Source organism: Sunxiuqinia elliptica (genome assembly GCF_900113005.1).
GTDB classification, from domain to species: Bacteria; Bacteroidota; Bacteroidia; order Bacteroidales; family Prolixibacteraceae; genus Sunxiuqinia; species Sunxiuqinia elliptica.
Genome location: NZ_FONW01000009.1, coordinates 118502 through 140696, shown reverse-complemented (window position 1 = coordinate 140696; position 22195 = coordinate 118502). Strand labels below are relative to the sequence as shown.

Annotated in this window: 16 protein-coding genes; all 16 read left to right on the top strand. The window is 42.0% G+C overall.

The features are described 5' to 3' along the window. Positions 1 to 272 precede the first annotated feature (272 nt). Positions 273 to 1577, top strand: coding sequence for a Gfo/Idh/MocA family protein (locus BM156_RS15510; RefSeq protein WP_093920804.1), 1305 nt, complete (start codon positions 273 to 275; stop codon positions 1575 to 1577). A gap of 263 nt (positions 1578 to 1840) precedes the next feature. Continuing rightward, positions 1841 to 2449 (top strand): RNA polymerase sigma-70 factor, encoded by a 609-nt coding sequence (locus BM156_RS15505; protein WP_093920803.1) that lies wholly within the window; start codon positions 1841 to 1843, stop codon positions 2447 to 2449. 82 nt (positions 2450 to 2531) lie between these two features. After that, the gene (locus tag BM156_RS15500; RefSeq protein ID WP_093920802.1) at positions 2532 to 3533 is read left to right on the top strand and encodes a FecR family protein; all 1002 of its coding nucleotides are present in this window, start codon (positions 2532 to 2534) and stop codon (positions 3531 to 3533) included. Positions 3534 to 3721: 188 nt separating this feature from the next. Beyond that, positions 3722 to 7144: a SusC/RagA family TonB-linked outer membrane protein gene (locus BM156_RS15495; RefSeq protein WP_212733530.1), complete on the top strand. Its 3423-nt coding sequence runs from the start codon at positions 3722 to 3724 to the stop codon at positions 7142 to 7144. 27 nt (positions 7145 to 7171) lie between these two features. After that, complete coding sequence (locus tag BM156_RS15490) at positions 7172 to 8884, top strand: RagB/SusD family nutrient uptake outer membrane protein (RefSeq protein WP_093920800.1); 1713 nt, start codon at positions 7172 to 7174, stop codon at positions 8882 to 8884. A gap of 131 nt (positions 8885 to 9015) precedes the next feature. Beyond that, positions 9016 to 10557 carry a Gfo/Idh/MocA family protein gene (locus tag BM156_RS15485; RefSeq protein ID WP_093920799.1) on the top strand — a complete coding sequence of 514 codons (1542 nt, stop codon included), beginning with the start codon at positions 9016 to 9018 and terminating at the stop codon, positions 10555 to 10557. A 24-nt stretch (positions 10558 to 10581) separates the two neighbouring features. Next, entirely contained in the window at positions 10582 to 11112 is a 531-nt protein-coding gene (locus tag BM156_RS15480; protein WP_093920798.1) for a DoxX family membrane protein, read from the top strand. 84 nt (positions 11113 to 11196) lie between these two features. Then, positions 11197 to 12378, top strand: a complete 1182-nt coding sequence (locus BM156_RS15475) for an acyl-CoA thioester hydrolase/BAAT C-terminal domain-containing protein (protein ID WP_139218309.1) — start codon at positions 11197 to 11199, stop codon at positions 12376 to 12378. A gap of 174 nt (positions 12379 to 12552) precedes the next feature. Then, positions 12553 to 13971, top strand: a complete 1419-nt coding sequence (locus BM156_RS15470; RefSeq protein ID WP_212733529.1) for a Gfo/Idh/MocA family protein — start codon at positions 12553 to 12555, stop codon at positions 13969 to 13971. A gap of 79 nt (positions 13972 to 14050) precedes the next feature. Continuing rightward, on the top strand, positions 14051 to 15433 hold the full coding sequence (locus BM156_RS15465; protein WP_212733528.1) for an enolase-like domain-containing protein: 1383 nt from the start codon (positions 14051 to 14053) through the stop codon (positions 15431 to 15433). 34 nt (positions 15434 to 15467) lie between these two features. After that, positions 15468 to 16697 carry an Nramp family divalent metal transporter gene (locus BM156_RS15460; protein WP_093920797.1) on the top strand — a complete coding sequence of 410 codons (1230 nt, stop codon included), beginning with the start codon at positions 15468 to 15470 and terminating at the stop codon, positions 16695 to 16697. Positions 16698 to 16708: 11 nt separating this feature from the next. Continuing rightward, a complete protein-coding gene (locus BM156_RS15455) occupies positions 16709 to 17830 on the top strand; it encodes a M20 family metallopeptidase (RefSeq protein WP_093920796.1) in 1122 nt (373 codons plus the stop codon). A 2-nt stretch (positions 17831 to 17832) separates the two neighbouring features. Beyond that, complete coding sequence (locus BM156_RS15450) at positions 17833 to 18870, top strand: NAD-dependent epimerase/dehydratase family protein (RefSeq protein WP_093920795.1); 1038 nt, start codon at positions 17833 to 17835, stop codon at positions 18868 to 18870. A gap of 13 nt (positions 18871 to 18883) precedes the next feature. Then, positions 18884 to 19948, top strand: a complete 1065-nt coding sequence (locus tag BM156_RS15445; protein WP_093920794.1) for a dihydrodipicolinate synthase family protein — start codon at positions 18884 to 18886, stop codon at positions 19946 to 19948. A 139-nt stretch (positions 19949 to 20087) separates the two neighbouring features. Beyond that, complete coding sequence (locus tag BM156_RS15440; protein WP_139218308.1) at positions 20088 to 21158, top strand: DUF4855 domain-containing protein; 1071 nt, start codon at positions 20088 to 20090, stop codon at positions 21156 to 21158. Continuing rightward, on the top strand, positions 21155 to 22195 hold the full coding sequence (locus BM156_RS15435; protein ID WP_093920792.1) for a DUF4434 domain-containing protein: 1041 nt from the start codon (positions 21155 to 21157) through the stop codon (positions 22193 to 22195). Before BM156_RS15440 ends, BM156_RS15435 begins: the two co-directional genes overlap by 4 nt.

Sequence of the window (22195 nt, the reverse complement as noted above, 5' to 3'; positions counted from 1 at the left end):
CTATCAGCTTAGCTTGCAGGTAAAGGCCAGTATTGCTTGTGTGTAAAAGGAGGAATGTCGAGAAGATATTTCTCCTTTGTTATTTGTGTTTTTGGACTTATTTTTCTCGAATATTAATTTCGGCTCCTGATACTTGAAATCAGTTTCATATTTCTGAAAAAGAAATGAACTGCAAATTAGATAATTACGGAGTTTGTTGATGGGGCCAGTCAGTGAAAATAAGGTTTTGAGAGCTTGGGTGAAGTTTTAGATTAACCGAAAAACAGCATATAATGAATATATCAAGAAGACGATTTACAAAAATTGCCGGCTTGGCAACAGTAGGGACCATAGTCTCTTCAAAAGCTGTTTGGGCAGCAAATAGTAAGACCTTAAAAGTCGGGCTAATTGGGTGTGGCGATCGGGGGACTGGTGCAGCAGAGCAAGCATTGCAAGCAGATCCAAATGTAATTTTTTGCGCAATGGCTGATGCCTTTTCTGATCAGTTGGAAAAATCATATGCGAGCCTGAAGCAAAAATTTGGAGATAAGGTGCAGGTTGCAGAAAACAATAAATATGTAGGATTGGATGCTTTTCAAAGACTGATTGACTCGGATGTAGATGTTGTGTTGTTGGCCGCGCCTCCTGCGTTTCGACCTGACCATTTAGAGGCGGCAGTAAATGCAGGGAAACACATTTTTTGCGAGAAACCTTTTGCCGTAGATGCTCCTGGATTACGCCGGGTAATTGCTGCTGCTGAAAAGTCAAAAGCAAAGGAGCTCGCATTGGTTTCGGGCTTTTGTTGGAGATACCATGTTCCAAAGCGCAAAACGTTTAATCGGGTGTTGGATGGACAGATCGGAGAAATTCTAACAGCCGAAGCAACTTACAATACCGGTGAGTTGTGGTACCGGGAACGTCAAAACGCTTGGTCCGATATGGAATATCAATTACGGAACTGGCTTTATTACAATTGGCTTTCGGGTGATCACATCGTTGAGCAGGCAATCCATAGTATTGACCTATTCTCATGGGCAATGGGGGATATTGCTCCTGTGAAGATAAGTGGCACTGGTGGACGCCAGAAACGCACGGATAAGAAGTTTGGGAACATCTATGACCATTTTGGAGTAACCTATGAGTATGCAAATGGCTCAAAAGCTTACTTTTTCTGTCGTCAGCAAGCAGGAACTTCTCCTTCGTATGCGGTCGAATTAGCTGGTACCGATGGAAGGTGTAAGGTGAATTGTCGTACTGGTTTACATGAGATAAGTGGAAGAAATAGCTGGCGGTATGATGATGAAACGAAATTTACAGATGAAAACGCTTACAAAAAGTCGAAAGTAAAGAACATGTACCAACAACAGCATGATGAGCTTTTTGAATCCATTCGTAATGGGCAACCGATCAATGATGGAGAATGGATGACTCGCTCAAATTTATTGGCTTTAGCAGGGCGTATGGCAGCATATACGGGGCAGACAATTTCATACGACCAAGCCTTAGCATCTGAGGAAGTGTTGTTCCCTAAAAATATTTCATGGGATACAAAGTATGAACTTCCGGTTGCAATTCCCGGGGTTACCAAGTTTAAGTAACGCAATATTGTCATTGGATTGATTTAAATCAGAAAGGAGAAACAGACATGGAGTGTTTCTCCTTTTTTGATTTTTGGGAGTCTGAGTTTTGTATCTAAGGGAATAGCTTTCTTTACTCTTATTTGACCAAATGTTTAAATAATAGAAAGATATGACATATTGAATTTTTAAATAAGTGTAATTTAAATTTTTTCTCCTCATATAGTTTTATACTTTTAAAAGACTAAACTGAGCCTATTCCTTACGAAAAAATTTAAGCTGGATTGAAGACTGAAGAACATATCAAGTTGTTTCATGCAGTATCTCAAGGTGATGAAAGAGCTTTTCAACGGCTTTACACGCTTTATTTTCCTCGTCTATATGCTTTTGCTTTAAAAATAATTGGCGATACAGGACTTGCCAAAGATCTGGTGCAAAATGTTTTTATCCGGCTCTGGGAAATGCAAACCACTTTTCATTACGAACATCCTGAAGCTTTTTTATATAAGATGGTTCGCAACGCTAGCTTAAACTACATCCGGCATCTGAAAGTGGTTGATAACTTAAAATCTCAGGTGAAAGATCAGTATCTGGGAGAAGAATTGTACTACATTGATATGGTTGGAGATGAACCGTACCTGTTAGTCGAGAAGGAGCTTTTTGAGAAAGTAACTGAAGTGATGGAGCGACTTCCGGATAAATGCCAGCAGGTTTTTAGAATGAGCCGTATCGATGGTCTTAAAAATCAAGAAATAGCTGATCAGTTAGGTTTGAGTATAAAAACAGTGGAAAAGCATATTTCGAAAGCGTTAAGCATTTACCGCGAAAAGTTTGCCGGCTACCTTCCTTTGTCTGCTATTTTGGTTGTTCTTCAAGAACTGAAGTCGTTTTAATAAAAAAAATCCAAATTTTTTTGAGAATTGAGGTAGGGTATATCCCTCTGGCAAGTGTTCCATAGTTGAAAATCAAAAGACAATGGATACGGCAAGCCAAATGAGGGAAAGGATAATGGCCTACTTTAAAGGGGAGTTATCTAAAGAAGAGGAAACTTTCTTATATGCATGGATAAAAGAAAGTGCAGAAAATAAAGCATTCTTTTTTCAATTGAAAAATGAATTTGCTTTACAAGAGGACACTGATCCATTGATCGAGCGTTCGTATGCAGAGTTGAAGAGTAAGTTATTACTTCGGCAACAGTTTCCTTCAGTGCCCCGAAAGAAAAAATCTTCATTTTTATTTCTTCGTGTTGCGGCTGCAATCGTAGTCGGATTAATACTGGGTGGGGGGGGGACCTATCTTTTCTCATCCAAACCGGTAGAGGAAGTTAAAGTTGTATGGTTTGAAACGAAAGTTCCTCGGGGAGAAAAATCTCAGCTGTTGCTGCCTGATGGCTCAAAGGTATGGATGAATTCGGAGTCGAGCCTTTCTTATCCCAGCAATTTTATGGCTGGGAACCGAAATGTAAAACTGGATGGTGAAGCTTATTTTGAAGTCGCCAAGCAACAGAAATCAAAGTTCTCGGTTCAAACACGGGACTATACGGTCCGGGTGTTGGGAACAAAGTTTAACGTTACTGGCTATGCCGATTTTAACCGGACAGAAACAGCTCTCCTTGAAGGAAGTGTTGAGATTATCCGAGGGAAACAGCATCTGGCTTTACATCCTGGTCAGACTTTGCAATACAAGGATGGGCAGTTTATCATGGGAGAGCTTAGCGGAGGCACATCGGCCAAATGGAAAGACAACTTATTCGATTTTAAGGAAATTCCTTTCGAAGAATTGGTGCTTCGTCTGGAACGCTGGTACGATGTCGATATTGAAGTGAAAAGTGACGATCTGAATAAGATCGTTTATTCAGGAGTTTTTAAAAATGCTGAAACCATTGAAGAAATCTTAGATATTTTTCAACTAACCATGCCTATAAGCTATACAAAAGAAGATTTTAGAAAATTTAGTATTCAAAGGAAGAAGTCCTGACCCAACAAGTAAAACGAAGTGCCTATGATATAACTTATTAAAAATGGGGAATGCCCACCATTCCCCATCTTGATTTAGTCTGTGTTAACCTAATTAAATTAACTACAAAACGAAACAAAAGTATGGAAAAAAACTGTTGTGTCGAAGGAAAAGCTATGCTTTTTCGACGATGGAAAACCCTTCTTATTATGAAGCTTCAGCTAATATTTATTTTAGGATTCTTAATGCAATCGTATGCTGTAGTATCTCAAGCGCAGAGCAAACGATTAAATCTCAGGTTTGAAAATAATTCGTTAAAAGAAGTTCTTCAGGTGCTGGAGACGGAAACGGATTTTTCTTTAGTCTATAAAGACGAGCAACTTAATTCGGGAGAACGGATAACTGGTGATTTCAAAGATAAGCTGGTCAGTGAAGTACTGGATAATGTGTTGAGAGAAACCGGGCTTACTTATACCATAAAAGGACGGGCCATTGTGTTGCTTCCGGATGATCTGGCGAATGTCCTTCTGGAACAAAGAACTGTTCGGGGTAAAGTTGTTGATGCCGCCGGACAGCCGCTTCCAGGGGTTTCCGTCTTGCTAAAAGGGACAACCAGTGGAGTTGTAACTGATTTTGATGGCCGATTCCAATTACCTGAAGTACCAACTGAAGGCATCCTTGTATTTTCATTTATGGGAATGCGCACGCAAGAAGTAATGGTCAAAGGGAATGATGAATTGACCGTTGTTCTGGAAGAAGATGCGATTGGCGTGGATGAAGTTGTTGTTGTGGGGTATGGAACTCAGAAAAAGGTGAATGTAACTGGATCGGTTGATGTGGTATCAGGAGACAAGCTAGCGAACCGGCCTGCTTCCAATGTGTCCTTACTGTTGCAAGGAACCTCTCCAAACCTGAACATTTCGCTGAGTAATATGGGGGGTGAACCGGGAGCTACACAGAAGTGGCAAATCCGTGGGATTGGCTCGCTTTCCGGAAATTCATCACCACTCATTTTGGTTGATGGAGTTGAGATGGATGTTAACCTACTGGATCCGGAGTCAATTGAGAGTGTATCTGTTTTGAAAGATGCTTCGGCATCAGCTGTTTATGGATCAAGGGCTGCATTTGGAGTTGTTTTAATTACAACGAAGAAAGGGCAAAAAGATCAACCGGTTCAAATTCAGTATAGTAACAACCTTTCGTTTGCCGTTCCTATTTATGTCCCTAGTATGTTGGATTCCTACTCTTACGCAATCGCATTTAACCAGGCCCGCGCCAATGCCGGACTTGGACCTACTTTCCCGGATGAGCAGGTGGAACGCATTAAAGGTTACATCGATGGAACTTACAGCTATCCGTATGATCCGGAGAACCCACCAAATAGCCATTGGCGCGGACGTTGGGTTGGTAATGCCAATAATAACTGGACTCAGATGTATTATAAAGACTATGCTTTTAACCAGAAGCATAACATCAATATGAGTGGGAGTACAGAAAAAACACAGTATTATTTTACCGCTGGCGTTTTTGATCAGCCCGGCCTGTATACTTGGGGAGAGGATTCTTATCAACGGTATAATGTCTTGGCTAATTTTTCATCGAAAGTTACCGAGTGGGGACGATTTGATTTTAGTACGAAGTATGCACGTACCAATCAGGATCATCCGATTGGAATGGTTGGCTTACCCCGGACCTATACCTGGTCGCAGTTCATTAACTTTTTCCCAACGATGCCAGTCTATAATATTGATGGCACATACAATAATCCATTGATTCCATTGCTGGAAGAAGGCGGAAGAATAAAAGATGAAAAGAATGATTTATGGATGAATTTCGGGATTGAAGTAGAACCCGTAAAAGGCTGGAAGACCAATGTTCGTTACAACTACAACTACGAATGGGGATCTTCGTTTCAGAATCCAAAGCCGGTTCCTACGACATGGGCCAATGGCGGTTCCGGAAATATTGGGGAGTCAACAACAGGGGCCAGAACCAGTTTGTCTCAAAAAAAATACACCTTGTTTAGTGCTTTTAGCTCCTATGAGAAAAAACTGAATAAACACTACTTTAAAGGTTTAGTTGGTTACGAGTGGGATAAAAATGAATACAATAGCTTGTATGGTTCAAAAATGGATCTGATTACTCCCGAGATTGTGGCAATCAGAGCTGCATCAGGAACGATGACGCTGGATGATCGCTTAGGGCATTGGACAACCATGGGGATATTTGGCAGACTTAACTACAACTACGATGAAAAGTATCTGGTGGAGTTTAGTGCTCGCTACGACGGATCGTCAAGATTTGCCCGCGGTTCAAGGTGGGGCTTTTTTCCATCGTTCTCAGCCGGCTACAATATTGCACGAGAAAACTTTTGGGCCTCTCTCGAAGACTATGTGAATACATTGAAATTTAGGGTTTCTTACGGTTCTTTAGGAAACCAGAATGTTGCAAACTACTTGTATTTGGCTACCATTCCTGTCAGTCTTCGGAATGATTATATTGTTGATGATGAACTTCCATTGTATGCCCGGTCTCCACGGATTATTAGCCCGGATTTGACCTGGGAAACGATTACTACTTTTGATGTCGGTTTTGATTCCGAATTTCTGAATCATCGGTTAAGTGTGGTATTCGATTGGTACGAGCGGATTACTTCAGATATGATTGGCCCATCAGAGCAACTGCCTTCAGTATTGGGAACCAGTGCGCCAGCAGCAAACAATGCAAAGTTATCAACAACGGGAATTGAGCTTTCGATTGGTTGGAAAGACCGAATTTCTTCGGATTTCTCCTACGATGTGAAAGTTGGATTGAGTGATTATAAAACGAAGATTCTCGAATATCTTAATGCAACAGGAAACGTTCATTCCTGGTATGCTGGAAAAATGTATGGCGATATTTGGGGACTGACAACTGATGGTATTATTCAGCAAGAAGGAGAGGACATGTTTGATCAATCTTATTACTATGCCACTTGGGGACCTGGTGATATCAAGTATAAAGATTTAAATGATGATAAGGAAATTAACCCAGGCAATAGTACCTTGGATGATCATGGCGACCTGTCGATAATTGCCAATACCACTCCTCGTTACGCCTATAACATCTCAATTGGTGCGAACTGGAAGAATTTTGATTTGAAAATGTTTTGGCAAGGAATTGGGAAACGTGATTTCTTACCAAGCAATTCCGAATATTTCTGGGGATTAATGGCTGCACCAAATAATTCAACCCTTTTAGAGGGAGGATTGATGATGGACTATTGGCGGCCTGCTGATGAAACAAATATTTTTGGGCCGAATACCAACTCTTACCTTCCAAAGCCTTACTTCTCATCACAACGAAATAAGAATATTCAGGATCAAACCAGGTATGTTTTAAATGCTTCTTACTTAAGGTTAAAAAACCTGCAAATTGGATATACACTTCCTGAGAAGATCTCAAAGAAAGTATTTATCCAAAAGGCAAGAGTATATGTATCAGGCGAAAACCTATTGACCTTTTCTTCATTGCCTGACCTTTTTGAACCGGAAACAACTGTTGCCTCAAACCGTCGCGAAGGGGGAATTGATTTGGGAGAAATTTACCCAATCACTCAGATGTTTTCTTTTGGTTTTAGTTTAACATTTTAGTAAAAAGAATATTTAAATCAGATAGTTATGAACGATTTGAAATTACTAATATGCTTCATTTGTTTAAGCTCGTTTTTTGTTAGCTGCCAGGATGAAGACTTTTTGGATCGATATCCTTTAGATCAGGTTACTGATGCGGTTTTTTTCACCCAGCCCAGTGACATGAAGATATATCTGAACCAGTTCTACAACCGGAGTATTTTTCCTCATCAATATTATCACAGAGGTGATATTGGTTCAGATATTCATATGAATGACCGAACGATGGATCAACGTCTCGAGGGAACAATGACCATTAATTCAGGACCTTCTCTTTCATATGCCAATGTGAGGGCTGTCAACTATTTCTTTGATAATTATAAGAAGTGTGAAGCTGATTTTGAAGAGTACCAGCAATACGTTGGCGAAGCACATTTCTTTAGAGCTTTCTTCTATTATCAGTTGTTGAAAAACTTTGGAGATGTTCAGTGGGTAGCAAAGCAACTACAGACCAATTCTCCAGAACTCTATGGAACTCGTGATGCCCGAAATGTGGTTGCAGACCAGATAATTGCTGATCTTGATTCGGCAGCGATGTACATGACAGCTGAAAAAACGAGTGGTTATTCTCGGTTGAATAAGTGGATCGCCTTGTTGTTCCAATCCAGAGTGGCGCTTTACGAAGGTACTTGGGAAAAATACCATGCAGGCTCCGATTTTGGAGTTGCTAATGCTCAGCCTGATAAGTACTTGAATAAAGCTGCTGAGGCTGCAAGTCAGGTTATGAATAGTGGCTTGTATGATATTTATTCAACAGGCTCTCCAGCGACTGATTATGTCGATTTGTTTGGGCTTCGGGATTATACCAATAATCAAGAAGTAATGTTCTGGAACAAGATGGACTTGGATCTGAATGTGAGTGCAAAGCGGAAGTTGGATTATTTAGCTTATCCCTGGAGTTTTGGTATTACGCGTTCGTTGGCCGATGCTTACTTATGTACTGACGGGAAACCGATCCAGGTTAGTCCGTTGTTTCAAGGATACAATACCATTGCAGATGAGGCTAAAAACAGGGATCCACGTTTTTATCAAACTATTTTTACCCCGGATGTTCCCTGGAAAATAACCGATGGAGATACAGTCCTGTGGAATGAAGTTTACGAAACAAAGCTGTTTGTCAATATTGACTATACGACACCTACTGGGTTTCAGCGTCGGAAACACTACAATCCACACACCGAATTTCACGATTTAAACTTTGAGGAAACACCTTCTATTCAGTTTCGCTATGCAGAAGTTTTGTTGAACTATGTGGAGGCGAAGGCTGAGCTGGGAAGCATTACTCAGGAAGATATTGATCAAACAATCAAGAAGCTAAGGGATCGGGTTGGTATGCCTAATTTGATTTTAGCAGATATTATTGCCGATCCAAAATGGGAATTCCCCGAGTTGTCACCGATAATCAATGAAGTTCGAAGAGAACGCAAAATTGAGTTAGCCTTGGAGGAACTCCGTTTTCAGGACATTGCCCGGTGGGCTGCGGCAGATGAGCTGATTATTGGTAAAAAGCCTTTGGGTGCCAAGAAAGACCAATTCAACATTGTGCCTGCCTATGCCGTCGATGAAAATGGGTTCCTGGATCCTTTAGGGGGAGCACTTCCGCAGGGATGGCAGTTTAATCCAAACAGAGATTACCTGTATCCAATTAAAGAAAACGAATTGGTATTGAATCCCAATCTGGGGCAAAATCCTGGTTGGTAGTAAATCTTCTCACATCCTAATTAACCAATAGAGTTTATAGCCTGATGGTTTTTCATTGGGCTATAAATTCAATTTAAACGAGAAGAGACGAAAAGAAAAAATTAGAACAGAACCTTATTCATATCGGAACTATGAGCAACCTATTCAGAAGAGATTTTTTAAAAGGATTAGTGGCAGTGCCATTTCTCGGTTATTTTTCCATGTTTTTTGAGAAGAGCATTGGCAAGGAGATAAAAGGGAAGAAAAAGAATATTTACGAAACACTAAAAATAAAAGAGCTTGATGCACCCAAACAAAAATTGTTACCTCCAACTGGTGCAGGAAGTAAACGGTTAAGAATCGGATTAGTGGGGCATGGCTGGCGAGGAGAACAATTATTAAAAACGCTGGGATTTGTACATCCTGAGTTTGTAGAAAAAAATACAATCAATGGAGAACCCACCAAAGCACTTTTGGACTTCTTGAATCAAGAAGATCTGAATGTTGAGTTCGCAGCGGTTTGCGATACGTTTGACGTTAGAACAAAGCGTGCCGTTGAAATCTCATCCAATGAACTTCATCCGGGAGGACGACGAAAGTCAAAAGCTGTGAAGGTGTTTTCTTCTTATCGTGAAATGGTAAAAAGTGATGAGATTGATGCCATTATAATTGCAACTGCCGACCACACGCATGCCTTAATTGCAATTGAGGCAGCAAAAGCAGGGAAGCATGTGTACTTGGAAAAACCGATGACTCATTCTATTGAAGAGGCTGTGGCGCTGAAAAAAACAGTTAAATCAACAGGTATTGTTTTTCAGCTCGGCCATCAAAACCGGCAACAAATGAGTTTTAAAATTGCACGCGAAATGTATCAAAAAGGGGTGCTTGGAGAAGTTTCGATGGTTCAGACCTATACCAATCGAAATAACACTTTTGGTGCTTGGATACGGGACGATGCCTTTGATCATAAACTGGGGAACCGGGATAATATTAATTGGAAAGAGTTTTTAGCCAATGCGCCTTGGACGGAGTTCGATTTAAAACGGTATTTCAGTTGGCAGCGCTACAGCGATTATGGAACCAGTGTTACCGGTAACGACTTTACCCATCGATTCGATTGTGTGAATCAAGTGCTTGATCTTGGTATTCCGGACACTGTGGTGGCAATGGGCGGGCAGCATTACTATAAAACCCATGGCGACATGCCTGATGTGATGAATGCGATATTTCATTACCCCGATCGAAAATTGACCATGACTTACGATTGTTCATTGAAAAACAGCACTTACCGGGAATCGCGGATCATGGGAACAGAAGCTACGATGGATGTTGACGGCGCGATCACACTATTCAAAGATGGGCAGTCGAAAAGATACAGCGACCTTAAAATAAACACATCGGACCCCATGTATTACTACGATCCTTATGCTGGCATTGATGCTGTTTCTTCAGCAACCTCTCAATCATATTTCAGAGGTGGTTATGGTCGGACACTCATTGATGGAAAAGTTGTGGATGCAACATTTCTTCACCTCAAAGAATGGATCGATGCGGTACGAGGTAAAGGGCAACCAAGTTGTCATGTTGATATCGGTTTTCAAGAAGCCGTTACCTTTAATTTGGCAAACTTGGCCTATGTGCATAAGCGTCCGGTAAAATGGGATCCGGTGAATGAAAAAGCAATCATTTTATAAATTGAAAAGAGGTAGAAGAAACAAATGGGAAACGATAAAATTACAAACAGATATTCAACCAAGCAGTTGTTCGTTCTGACTTTTTTAAGAGTGCTGATTGGTTGGCATTTTTTATACGAAGGTTTAGTGAAGTTATACACGCCTGATTGGACGGCAAAGTCTTATTTGGATGGAGCAGTAGGCGTTTTAGCTCCATTTTTCAAATCAATGACGAACTCTGAGTTTGCGATGAACCTGGTGGATACACTCAATGTGTGGGGACTGATTTTAATCGGAATTAGCCTGTTTATTGGACTGCTATCCAAACCAGCCAAAATATTTGGCATGATCCTTTTGGCAATGTATTACCTGGCGTATCCGCCTTTCCCCGGATTAGCTACAACAGTGCATGCCGAGGGAAGTTACTGGATTGTCAATAAGAACCTGATTGAGATTGCAGCACTGAGTGTTTTGCTGTTCTTCCCATCCAGCTACATTACTGGAATTGATCGTTATTTGAATTTATGGAAGAAGCAAAAGGAAAGTGTGAAACACGAAGAAGTTTTATCCACCTAATTGATGCAAAAACTATAGAGTTCGGGGTGTTTGTGTTAATTGTTGGAAATCATTGTTCTTTATCATAAATTAGAAATTCGAAAAATGAGACAGTCTGGAAAACACATCATTAAGCGTATTTTAATCGCGAGTTGTTTCGCTTTTTTAGCTGGTAGTTGGGTGTCTGGCGCCGACGGTCAAAAAGTGTTGAAAGAGGAAGCATCGCAGGATTGGAGTAAAATTTCCGGGCTGTTTTCACCTCCAGCAGCATTTCAAAATGAATTTGGAGATTTTAAATCACCGCTTCGTTTTTACAATGGTGATACGGTGGCCAATACTGAAGATTGGTTGCTACGGCGAGAAGAAATTCTTGGGCGGTGGCATCAAATGATGGGGCCTTGGCCTGATTTATTGAAAGAACAACAATTGGAGTTTTTGGATTCTGTAAAAACAGAAGGTATTACGCGATATCAAGTGGCGTTCAATTGGCTCCCGGGAGAAAGGACTCAAGGCTACCTTTTGGTTCCTGAGGGAAGCATGAAGAAAGCGGCTGTTATTACCGTTTTTTACGAACCGGAAACGGCAGTGGGAATTGGAGGAAAGCCTTATCGCGATTTTGCCATCCAGTTAGCAAAGCGTGGTTTTATCACACTTTCTTTGGGAACAACTGAGGCTACTGCCAATCGAACATTTTCACTTTATTATCCTAATCTCAATAGGGCAAGCGTACAGCCTCTGTCGATGTTGGCTTATGCGGCGGCCAATGCCTGGCAGGTATTGGCCAAAGTGCCGGAAGTTGATTCAAGTCGGATTGGAATTGTCGGGCATTCTTTCGGTGGTAAATGGGCGATGTTTGCGTCCTGTCTGTATGAAAAGTTTGCTTGCGCAGCTTGGTCCGATCCTGGAATTGTTTTCGATGAAACTCGTGAGGCGGTTAATTACTGGGAACCTTGGTATTTGGGCTATCATCCTCAGCCTTGGCGAAAAAGAGGAATGATTACAGCCGATAATCCAGCCAGAGGATTGTACCCCAAGTTGGTTGAGGAAGGTTATGATTTGACCGACTTGCATGCTTTGATGGCACCTCGTCCTTTCTTGGTTTCGGGAGGATCAGAAGATCCACCGGAGCGATGGAAAGCCTTAAATCATTCGATTCTGATCAATAAACGATTAGGCTATACCAATCGGGTTGCAATGTCAAACCGGCCTGAGCATTCTCCAAACGAAGAATCCAACGAGCAGATTTATGCGTTTTTTAGCCACTTCCTGAAAGGCAAAAAGCGTTAAGTCTGATCATGAAGAACGAACTTTTCATGGAAAACCTAAAACTTGAATGATGGTGTAAACCAGCCAGATAAATAGGAGTTGTAAGTTTGTTTGGGTTCCGATTTGTTAAGCGGAACTTGAATCTTGCACCCTTGATTGAAAAATATTGAATGAACCTAACTAACATCTAATCAAATGGAAAAGGAAAGTAAAAAAACGAGTCGTCGTGCTTTTTTATCCCAAACAGGGATGGTTGCAGCTGGTCTGACTTTAGGGGCAAAATCAGTAAGCGCCAAAAGTTACTCCCGAATTTTAGGAGCCAATGATAAAGTCCGGGTAGGCTTTATTGGTGTTGGAAATCGGGGGACGCAGGTTATGCATGAATTTATGAACGAAGCGGACTGTGAAGTTGCTGCTTTGTGCGATGTATATGAACCTTACATAACACGAGATCGGTCTAAAGTGGATCCTCGGTACATTGAGACACGTCCTAGGCAAATTCCGAAAATGGGAGAAGCCTTTCCAAACAAGGTCGACCGGTATTTAGATTATCGACAGTTGTTAGAGGATAAATCGATTGATGCTGTTTACATTGGCACACCGGATCATTGGCATGCCCTTCAAACCATTCATTCGATTGAAGCTGGGAAAGATGTTCTTGTTGAGAAGCCGTTGACGAAAAGTATCCACGAAGGAAGAGCGATTATTAAGGCTTGGGAGAAGAGCAACCAGGTTGCAGGAGTCTGTTTAAACCGAAGAGGATCGGGGACTTACCAGAAGTTAGCTCAGGAGATTCCGGCTGGTAAAATAGGGAAAGTCACCTTTGCCGTAAGTAATCACGTGTCCAATATGTATCCAAGCGGAATCGGGAAAATGAAACCAGAAAGACCGCCTAAAGATTTCAACTGGGATATGTGGCTGGGGCCAAAACCGTACCGACCTTATCAGTATAATATTGCTCCTTACATGTTTCGTTGGTGGGAAGAATACGATAATCAGGTTTTGAATAACGGCGTCCATTCGCTGGATTTAATCCGTTGGTTATTAAATGAGAAAGCGCCGGTTTCGATTACAAGCTTGGGGGGAAGATACGTTGTTGATGATGATCGGACAATCCCCGATACGATGCAAACGATTTTTGAATTTCCCTCTGGGGCAATCGTTACCTTCACTCAATTGGAAGCAAGCTCAGGAAGCCTTGTTCGTCAAGGATTTTTGGAGATGCGAGGGACTGATGGAACACTCTACGCTGAAGGAAACAATGGGTATAAGATTGTGGCAACGTCCAAAGGACAATTTCAGACCTGGGATAAATTGATGGCTGAGGAAGAGTATGTTGTTAAGAATGTGGGTAACGGCAAATTGTCCGATGGAAGTTATGCAAATCCTGGGGCCAATATTGTTCGTAACTTTTTGGATTGTGTGAAATCAAGGGAAATGCCTTTGGTGTCACTCGAAGAAGGACACCTCTCAACCAATATGGCTCATTTGGCCACAATTTCCTTGCATGTTGGGCAAACATTGAAGTGGGATGCCGAGAAAGAACGGGTAGTCAACTGCGAGGAAGCCAATGATTTATTGTCTTATGAGTACCGTAAGCCATGGAGTTTATAAACTCATTTTTTGTATGAAAACTTCACTTACTCCAGTTCAGTTTCAAGGGGTTGAACTGGAGTAAAATGAGTAGTAACCAATGAGAAGACGAAACTTTTTAAAAGATGTTGGTATGTTTTATCTTTTGAGTATGTCTGGGGTTTTAACATCAGCTTGTGGTGCACAAAACTCGCGAAAGATAAGGATCTCAAATACAGAATCGCTAGTTGAGAAGGAACCGCTTATTGAGCCATTTGGCTTTAAGGGAGGTTACCTTTCTGAACTTTGGCAAATAGCTGTTCGCCTTAGAGGAAGTGGAGGCAACCAGGTGATTGGTCTGGGAACTCAAAGTGTTTTGTGGTCAGATAAATCGGTTTTTCTGGCTCATTCCGAAGATGAAGGAAATGCATTGATGTATGCCATTACTCAACAGGCTTTGAAAATCATTAAAGGGCAGTCTTTTAGCGATCCAGTAACATTGCTGGAAGATATTTTAGATGAAGTGTATGCTTTTGGAAAAAAGCTCACGAAAAATCCGAATCTTCGAAAAACCTTCATTCTAAATGCTTTGGTTGCAGTAGATAATGCTCTGTGGTTGCTGTATGCAAAGGAGAATGGGCTAAGCAGTTTCGACCAGATGATCCCGGAAGAATATCGTTCAACTTTTTCTGAACGGCACAAGAATGTAGCGGCCATTCCGCTGGTGGCTTATGGAACATCTGCTGAGCAGTTGAGGCAGACGGTCACCGATGGGCATTTCTTTATGAAAATAAAACTTGGTCAGCCTGGCACGCAGCAAGAAATGTTACAGAAAGATATGGAGCGTCTTGGCTCGATCCATGAGGTTTTGAAAGATGTTAGAACGCCACATACATACAATGGAAAGCTTCCTTATTATTTTGATGCGAATGGTCGGTATGAGTCAAAAGAGACTTTTTTACGGTTTCTGGAACATGCCCAAAAGATTGGAGCCTTTGATCAAATTACAATTGTGGAAGAGCCTTTCCCCGAAGAATTGCAAATTGATGTTTCTGACATTCCTGTGCGTTTGGCTGCCGACGAGAGTGCGCATACCGATGTGGATACAATAACCCGAATTAAGATGGGCTATCGGGCAATCGCACTTAAGCCAATTGCGAAGACTTTAAGCATGACCATGAAAATTGCGAAGGCGGCCACCGAGCAAAATATTCCTTGTTTTTGTGCCGACCTTACTGTAAACCCCATTTTGGTTGAGTGGAATAAAAACATTGCGGCCAGACTAAAAACCTTTCCAGGATTAAACGGGTTGGGGCTACTCGAAAGTAACGGTGCTCAGAATTATAAAAACTGGAAGACCATGAAAAGCTATTTGCCAATAAGCAATCAGCGTTTGGGTGATGTGAGAGATGGTTTATTCTCAACCGGGCCGGATTTTTACGAAAGCAGTGGTGGTATCTTTAAATTACCAACGCATTACAATGATTTGTTTGGAAAAATATAGTCTGAAAAATCAGATAAAAAAATAGAAGGATACCATGAGTATAGGTGAACGTGTAAAGCAAATTATTCGATCGGTTGGTCCCGGATTTATTGTCGCTTCGGCTGCCTTGGGACCGGGAAGTATTACGGTTGCATCCCGAATTGGATCGGTTTATGGCTATGCCTTTTTGTGGGTGATTGTGGTGGCTGCCATATCAATGGTTGCCTATACTTCCATGTCCTTGCGGTTTGGAATTTCACACGAGCGATCCATCTTGCAGCAGATCGCAGTAACTTATGGGCGATGGTTTTCGGTGGTTATTGGAATTTGTGCATTCCTTTCAGCATCAAGCTTTCAGTTTGGGAATAACCTGGGGATTGGGATTGCCATGGAAGGAATAACTGGCGTTGATGAACGAGTGTGGCCTTTTATATTTACCCCTTTGGGAATGTTGCTGGTTTTTCGAGCGGGTAACCTGTATAAAATATTGGAGAAGCTCATGATGGGAATGGTCATGATTATGATCTTGGCTTTTCTATTCAATCTAATTTTGGCGCGTCCGGATATGGGACAAGTCGCTCAAGGCTTTGTCCCTAAGTCTTTTTCACTAGGAGATTTGGATGTGGTGGCCGCGCTTGTTGCAACAACCTTTGTGTTGAATGGAGCACTGTACCAATCCTATTTAGCGCAGGATAAAGGCTGGAAAATTGCGGATGCTAAAAAGGCACAGAATGACACCTATATGGGAATTTCTTTATTGGCAATCATTTCTGCTTTGGTGATTATTACCTCGGCTGCAGTGCTCAATCCACTTGGAATTGTCGTTAATTCTGCTGCTGATATGGCTCTACAACTGGAATCGTTATTTGGACGCTATGCCAAGGTGATATTTAGCTTTGGCTTGTGTGCAGCAGCTTTCTCTTCCCTGATGGTTAACGCCGTAATGGGGGGTGGTTTGCTGGCTGATGGCTTGGGGCTCGGTCGGTCGATGAACGAAAAGATGCCAAAGTTATTCACGGTAGTCATTCTTTTGGTGGGAATGCTAATTGCTGTTTTTTTCAAAGGGAATGTCGTTTACGCCTTAATTTTGGCGCAGGCCTCATCCATTTTGGCCGTTCCTCTTATTGCTATTGGTATTCTATTAATTGTCAATCGAAAAATGGTGATGGGAAAACTGAAAAACGGTAAACTACAAAATACCCTGGCTATTTTGGGTTTTCTGCTTATCTGTGTGATGGTGTACTTTATGTATGCTAAGATTATCAGTTTTATTCAATCCCTATAAGATAACCGAAAATGAATGCAAGTGATGCCATATTGTTGACTCAGAAACTTGTCGAGTTAAACACAGTCAATCCTCCGGGAAATGAAGCACAAGCTGCAAAAGTCGTTGGTGAGCTTTTGGAGGAAAATGGGTTTCATGTAGTGTACTACTCTTTTGGAGAAAACCGTTTACATCTTGTTGCGGAAAATGCAAGGGCAACCGATGATTCTTCGGTAATCTTTTCTGGACATTTTGATACGGTCCCTTTTGACGTTGGGAACTGGAACGAAGATCCGTTGGGAGGCGAGATCAAAGAGGGAAAGTTATTTGGACGGGGAGCCAGTGATATGAAGAGCGGTGTGGCAGCCATGGTAGTTGCGGCTATTCTGGCTGTTACTGAAAACCCAGATGCTGCTGTTCGGCTCTTGCTTACTGCTGGAGAGGAAACTGGTTGTCAGGGAGCGGCTCATTTGGTTGAGCATATGAAACATTTGGGAAAAGCAAGGGGAATTGTGGTGGGTGAACCAACAGCAAATATCCCAGCCATTGGGCATAAAGGAGGTCTGTATTTACGCGTCACTGCTCAGGGACGAACCGCACATTCTTCCATGCCACACTTGGGAGACAATGCTATTTATAAGGTTGCGCGTGCCCTGTTGAAGGCGGAGCGTTTTAAGTTTTCGGAACCTGAAGATGGGTTATTGGGATGGCCAACAATTAATGTGGGAACGGTTCGAGGTGGCTTAAATCTTAATTCTGTTGCTGATTTTGCAGAGTTCACCATTGATATCCGTTCAACGTCCTGTTCCGATCATAACGAGCTATTAGCAAGACTCAAAGGCGAGCTGGGAGAGGACGTTCGCATTGGGGTATTGGTTGATCTTCCTGCTGTTTCAACCCACGCCAATGACTCATTTGTCCATTCCGTTTATCGGGCTTGCGGACTTGACGATTCTGCAGACATTCCACCAAAATCATTGCCATACCTAACAGATGGTGCTGTGTTGCAAGCTGCTTTTGATGGTGCTCCCACCGTTATTCTAGGGCCCGGTCTGCCTGAAATGGCTCATAAAGACGATGAGTATTGTTTTACGGAGAACATCATGGAGGCTATTGAAATTTATAAAAAGATCATTTTGAAAGGAGAAATATAGTTATGGAATTGTATCCGCAAAAAATTAGTGATGAAAAGCAATTGGAAGAATTGCTGTCTCGTCCATCTTCTGAAGTTATAGAGCTATTCAAAAGCTTAGAAGGGGACATCATCTTTTTAGGAATTGCCGGAAAAATAGGGCCATCCTTGGCTCACATGGCACAGCGGGCTTGTAAGCTTGCAGGTGTGAAGAAGCGTATTATCGGTGTTTCCCGGTTTAGCAATGCCAGCGAAAAAACGTGGATTGAGCGTTTGGGGATCGAAACCTTTCAGGGAGATTTGCTGGATCGTAATTTTCTAGAGCAGCTTCCTAAAGTGAAGAATGTCTTTTTTTTAGCGGGAATGAAGTTCGGCTCAGAAGAGAACCTTGGACTTACCTGGGCCATGAATACGTATTTGCCGGCTTTAGTGGCTGAATATTTTAAAGATTCCAATATCGTCGCTTATTCAACAGGATGTGTGTATCCGCTGGTATCAGTACAAAGTGGAGGTTCAGTAGAAACAGATCCGCCGATGCCGACGGGGGAATATGCGCAATCTTGTTTGGGGCGCGAAAGAATGTTTGAGTATGGTAGCCGCAAGTACCAGACTCCGGTTGCGTTAATTCGCTTAAATTATGCTGTTGAACCACATTATGGCGTTTTAGTCGATATCGCAACGAAGGTGAAAAACAAGCAAGAAATTGATTTGTCGATGGGGTATTTCAATGTGATTTGGCAGGGAGATGCCAATAACATGGTTTTGCAATCCTTGGCGGAACTTCGTCCTCCAGCGGCAATTTTCAATATTACCGGACAGGAAATACTTTCGGTTCGGGAAGTGGCTAAACAATTTGGTGTCTTATTCGGAATTGAGCCTGTTTTTGTAGGGAAGGAGGCTGAAACAGCTTTGTTGAGCAATGCCAAAAAGGCAACGGAGCGATTTGGTCCTCCAGTGGTGCCGGTCGATCAACTAATTGAATGGACAGCAGCCTGGATGAAGGGAGATGGCAAATTGCTTGGGAAACCAACCCACTTTGAAGTAAGAGACGGAAAATACTAAATCAATAAAGACCATGCATAAAAACGAACTACCTAAGGAGATCATTGATATTTTAAATCAAGGAACAGTGATTCCTGCGCTGCCCCTTGCCCTAAACAAAGACAGGGAGCTGGATGTGGGGCGTCAGCGATTGTTAATGCGCTACTACCTGAATGCGGGAGCAGGCGGGGTGGCAGTGGCCGTTCATACCACGCAATTTGTGATTCGCCTGCCTGAATTCAATTTGTTTGAATCGGTGCTTGAGATTGCGCAGGAGGAATTTAATCGCTTTGTTAAAAGAACGCAGAAACCCATTATTCGGCTGGCAGGGGTAATTGGGAATACCCAACAAGCAGTTTGCGAAGCTCAAACCGCAAAAAAATATGGCTACCATGCTGTGTTGTTGAGTGTCGCTGCATTTAAAGAAGCATCAAATGAGGAGATTATCAAGCATTGCCGTGCTGTTGCAGCGGAGATGCCTGTTGTTGGCTTTTATCTGCAACCAGCAGTTGGCGGACGAAAATTGGATGTGGATTTTTGGCGCGAATTTGCCCGGATTGATAATGTGATTGCAATTAAAATGGCTCCATTTAATCGGTATCAAACCTTGGATGTTGTTCGTGGCGTGGCAGAATCCGGAAGAAACAATGAAATTGCACTTTATACCGGAAATGACGATAATATTTTGGTGGATCTATTGTCGGAATATCAAACGGTTGTGAAAGGTCAGGTGTTTCGTAAACGAGTTGTAGGTGGTTTGCTGGGGCATTGGGCCGTTTGGACACACACCGCTGTTCAATTGTTAGAGAAGGTGCATTCCGGACAACTGAACGGAGATATGCCGTCGGCATTGGCTTTAGCCAATCAAATTACCGATTGTAATGCGGCCTTTTTCGATGTGGCAAATAACTTTCAGGGATGCATTACTGGTATTCATGAAGTTTTAAGACGCCAAGGACTTTTGGAAGGCATTTGGACTTTGAATGAAGATGAAGCCCTGTCACCGGGGCAGAAGGAGGAGATTGACCGCGTTTATGAGGCCTATCCTCATTTAAATGATGATGCATTTGTTAAGAGTCATTTGGAGAGTTGGAGGTAAAGTGAAAGTCAATAAAATAAGGTTTGTAAAATATTTTATAAAATATAAAGTAAAAACTAAATATTTTTAGATTTTGCTTTACTTTTCTGGAAATAAATTAGTTTATTTATCAAGCGTAAACCAACTAAACTTTTTTGAAATGAACTTCTTTGTTTCCATCTCAACGCTTTTTATTCAGTTTATTTTTTGTTTATCAGCCTTTGGGAGTGGTCCTTATGGTAAAATTGATATTGCAGATTTAGTGCTGATTTATCAAGGAGGAACACACCGTCCGATGGAGTGGACAAAGGATCAGTTTTTACCTTATGTGGTGCATGAAAATCAGCAAGGGGAGAAAAATTGGTTGTTTGATGGTTTCTTGTTTTTAGAGTTTAAAGATGGCCAGGGGCGAAATTATGCCCCGGGCTACGATAAACTGAATGCGCGGAAGCCGGAGTGGGAATGGTTACTCGATCGTCGGTTTGAAAAGGATAAAGCTTTCTCTGCCTTAAATCAGTGTATTGAAGAGCAAATTCAGGAAATTGGAGCTCCTGGTTTTAAACACAAGCTAATTTCTGGTATTCCTTCCCCCATATTGAATCAAGAGGATTGGGGGGAAATTGATGGGCAAAAGCTGGACTTCCGTAAGCAAGAAGATCGACTGACTGCCGGAAAATGGTATATCGATCGTTTCCTGGAACGTTATGAGCAAGAAAACTACCAGCACTTGGAGTTGAAAGGGTTCTATTGGGTGGATGAGGATGTGCGTGGTTGTGCCGATATTTTAATTCCACTAGGAGACTACATTCGATCCAAAGGGCTTCAATTTTACTGGATTCCTTACTGGACAGCCCCGGGACGTGGAGACTGGGCTGAATATAAATTTGACTTTGCCTGGATTCAACCCAACCACTTTTTCAATAAAGACATTGCCGACGAACGCCTGGAGCAAACCTGTGCTTTTGCCCGCGAAAAAAATATGGGATTGGAAATGGAGTTTGATGGCCGGGCCTTGGCAGATCATGAGTCTGGCTTCAGCACTCGTTTGGAGGCGTATATCGATGCTTATGAAAAAAACGGGGTATTTGAACAGGCTTCAATTGCTTATTATGAGGGAGGAAATGGTGTTTACCGTTTTTCAAAGTCGAACAATCCGAAGGATAAAGCATTGATGGATCGTCTGGCCAAGTTGATTATTGAGCGAAAAGATAAACGATTTTTAAAGAAATGAACCGAAAGAATTTTTTAAGAACCATGGGGACGATGGCTTTAGCCAGCCCTTTTTTATTGGAAGTACAGGCTGCGGCAAGAAAGAAGTCAGGAATTAAACCGATTGAAGGATCATGGTTTGAGTTTCAACATCATAGTGCTGTAGAAGGGAAGTATTGGAACCCGACTTTGGAAAAATTTACGGCTGAGCAGTGGGATGCTAAAGTAAAAGAGATTGCCGATGCCGGCATGCGTTACCTGGTATTGCTGGATGTGGCTATTTACGGCAAAAGCTTTTATCCGACTTCATTGCTGCCAAAGCATGAAATGGGCTGTGAAGATCCATTGGAAGTAGTGCTGACTGCCGCCGATAAATATGGGCTCCGCTTTTTTGTGAGCAATGGTTTCTTTGGCGAATGGACCAAACCAGCCATGTTGATGCAGGATCGGGAGGTGAATAAATTGCGCTTGAAAGCCATGAATGAACTGGCCGAAAAGTATGGGCATCACAAAAGTTTTTACGGATGGTATTATCCGAATGAAACCGGTATTTACGGGCATTACGACGACTTCTTTATCAATTATGTGAATGAATCTTCGGCCGAGGCAGCTAAGCTGATGCCTAAAGCAAAAACCTTGATTGCTCCCTACGGAACGCGCAATGTGAAGGCTGATGATCAATACGTACGCCAGCTGGAACAACTGGATGTCGATTTTATTGCTTACCAGGATGAAATTGGAGTGGAGAAGACTCAGGTCGAGGAAAGTGCCGGCTTCTTCGAAAATTTATACAAGATGCATAAAAAGGCGGCTAAATCGCGTCTTTGGGCCGATGTTGAGGTATTCCGTTTTGAAGGAAAAGTATACAACAGCGCATTGCTTCCAGCACCTGCCGAGCGTGTGATTCAACAGCTGGAAGCTGTGTCTCCTTATGTCGAAAAGATTTTGATTTACCAGTACATTGGAATGATGAACAAGCCAGGATCAAAAGCGTTTGCGGGGCATCCGGATTCAACAAAATTATATACGCAATTGCGCGAGCATAAAGCGATAAAATAA

What these genes read in the sequence shown, in the direction of transcription:
- BM156_RS15440 (WP_139218308.1), top strand. Translation starts at nt 20,088, where the DNA reads ATGAACTTCTTTGTTTCCATCTCAACGCTTTTTATTCAGTTTATTTTT.
- BM156_RS15465 (WP_212733528.1), top strand. Translation starts at nt 14,051, where the DNA reads ATGAGAAGACGAAACTTTTTAAAAGATGTTGGTATGTTTTATCTTTTG.
- BM156_RS15495 (WP_212733530.1), top strand. Translation starts at nt 3,722, where the DNA reads ATGAAGCTTCAGCTAATATTTATTTTAGGATTCTTAATGCAATCGTAT.
- BM156_RS15450 (WP_093920795.1), top strand. Translation starts at nt 17,833, where the DNA reads ATGGAATTGTATCCGCAAAAAATTAGTGATGAAAAGCAATTGGAAGAA.
- BM156_RS15470 (WP_212733529.1), top strand. Translation starts at nt 12,553, where the DNA reads ATGGAAAAGGAAAGTAAAAAAACGAGTCGTCGTGCTTTTTTATCCCAA.
- BM156_RS15500 (WP_093920802.1), top strand. Translation starts at nt 2,532, where the DNA reads ATGGATACGGCAAGCCAAATGAGGGAAAGGATAATGGCCTACTTTAAA.
- BM156_RS15460 (WP_093920797.1), top strand. Translation starts at nt 15,468, where the DNA reads ATGAGTATAGGTGAACGTGTAAAGCAAATTATTCGATCGGTTGGTCCC.
- BM156_RS15485 (WP_093920799.1), top strand. Translation starts at nt 9,016, where the DNA reads ATGAGCAACCTATTCAGAAGAGATTTTTTAAAAGGATTAGTGGCAGTG.
- BM156_RS15480 (WP_093920798.1), top strand. Translation starts at nt 10,582, where the DNA reads ATGGGAAACGATAAAATTACAAACAGATATTCAACCAAGCAGTTGTTC.
- BM156_RS15435 (WP_093920792.1), top strand. Translation starts at nt 21,155, where the DNA reads ATGAACCGAAAGAATTTTTTAAGAACCATGGGGACGATGGCTTTAGCC.
- BM156_RS15490 (WP_093920800.1), top strand. Translation starts at nt 7,172, where the DNA reads ATGAACGATTTGAAATTACTAATATGCTTCATTTGTTTAAGCTCGTTT.
- BM156_RS15445 (WP_093920794.1), top strand. Translation starts at nt 18,884, where the DNA reads ATGCATAAAAACGAACTACCTAAGGAGATCATTGATATTTTAAATCAA.
- BM156_RS15475 (WP_139218309.1), top strand. Translation starts at nt 11,197, where the DNA reads ATGAGACAGTCTGGAAAACACATCATTAAGCGTATTTTAATCGCGAGT.
- BM156_RS15455 (WP_093920796.1), top strand. Translation starts at nt 16,709, where the DNA reads ATGAATGCAAGTGATGCCATATTGTTGACTCAGAAACTTGTCGAGTTA.
- BM156_RS15510 (WP_093920804.1), top strand. Translation starts at nt 273, where the DNA reads ATGAATATATCAAGAAGACGATTTACAAAAATTGCCGGCTTGGCAACA.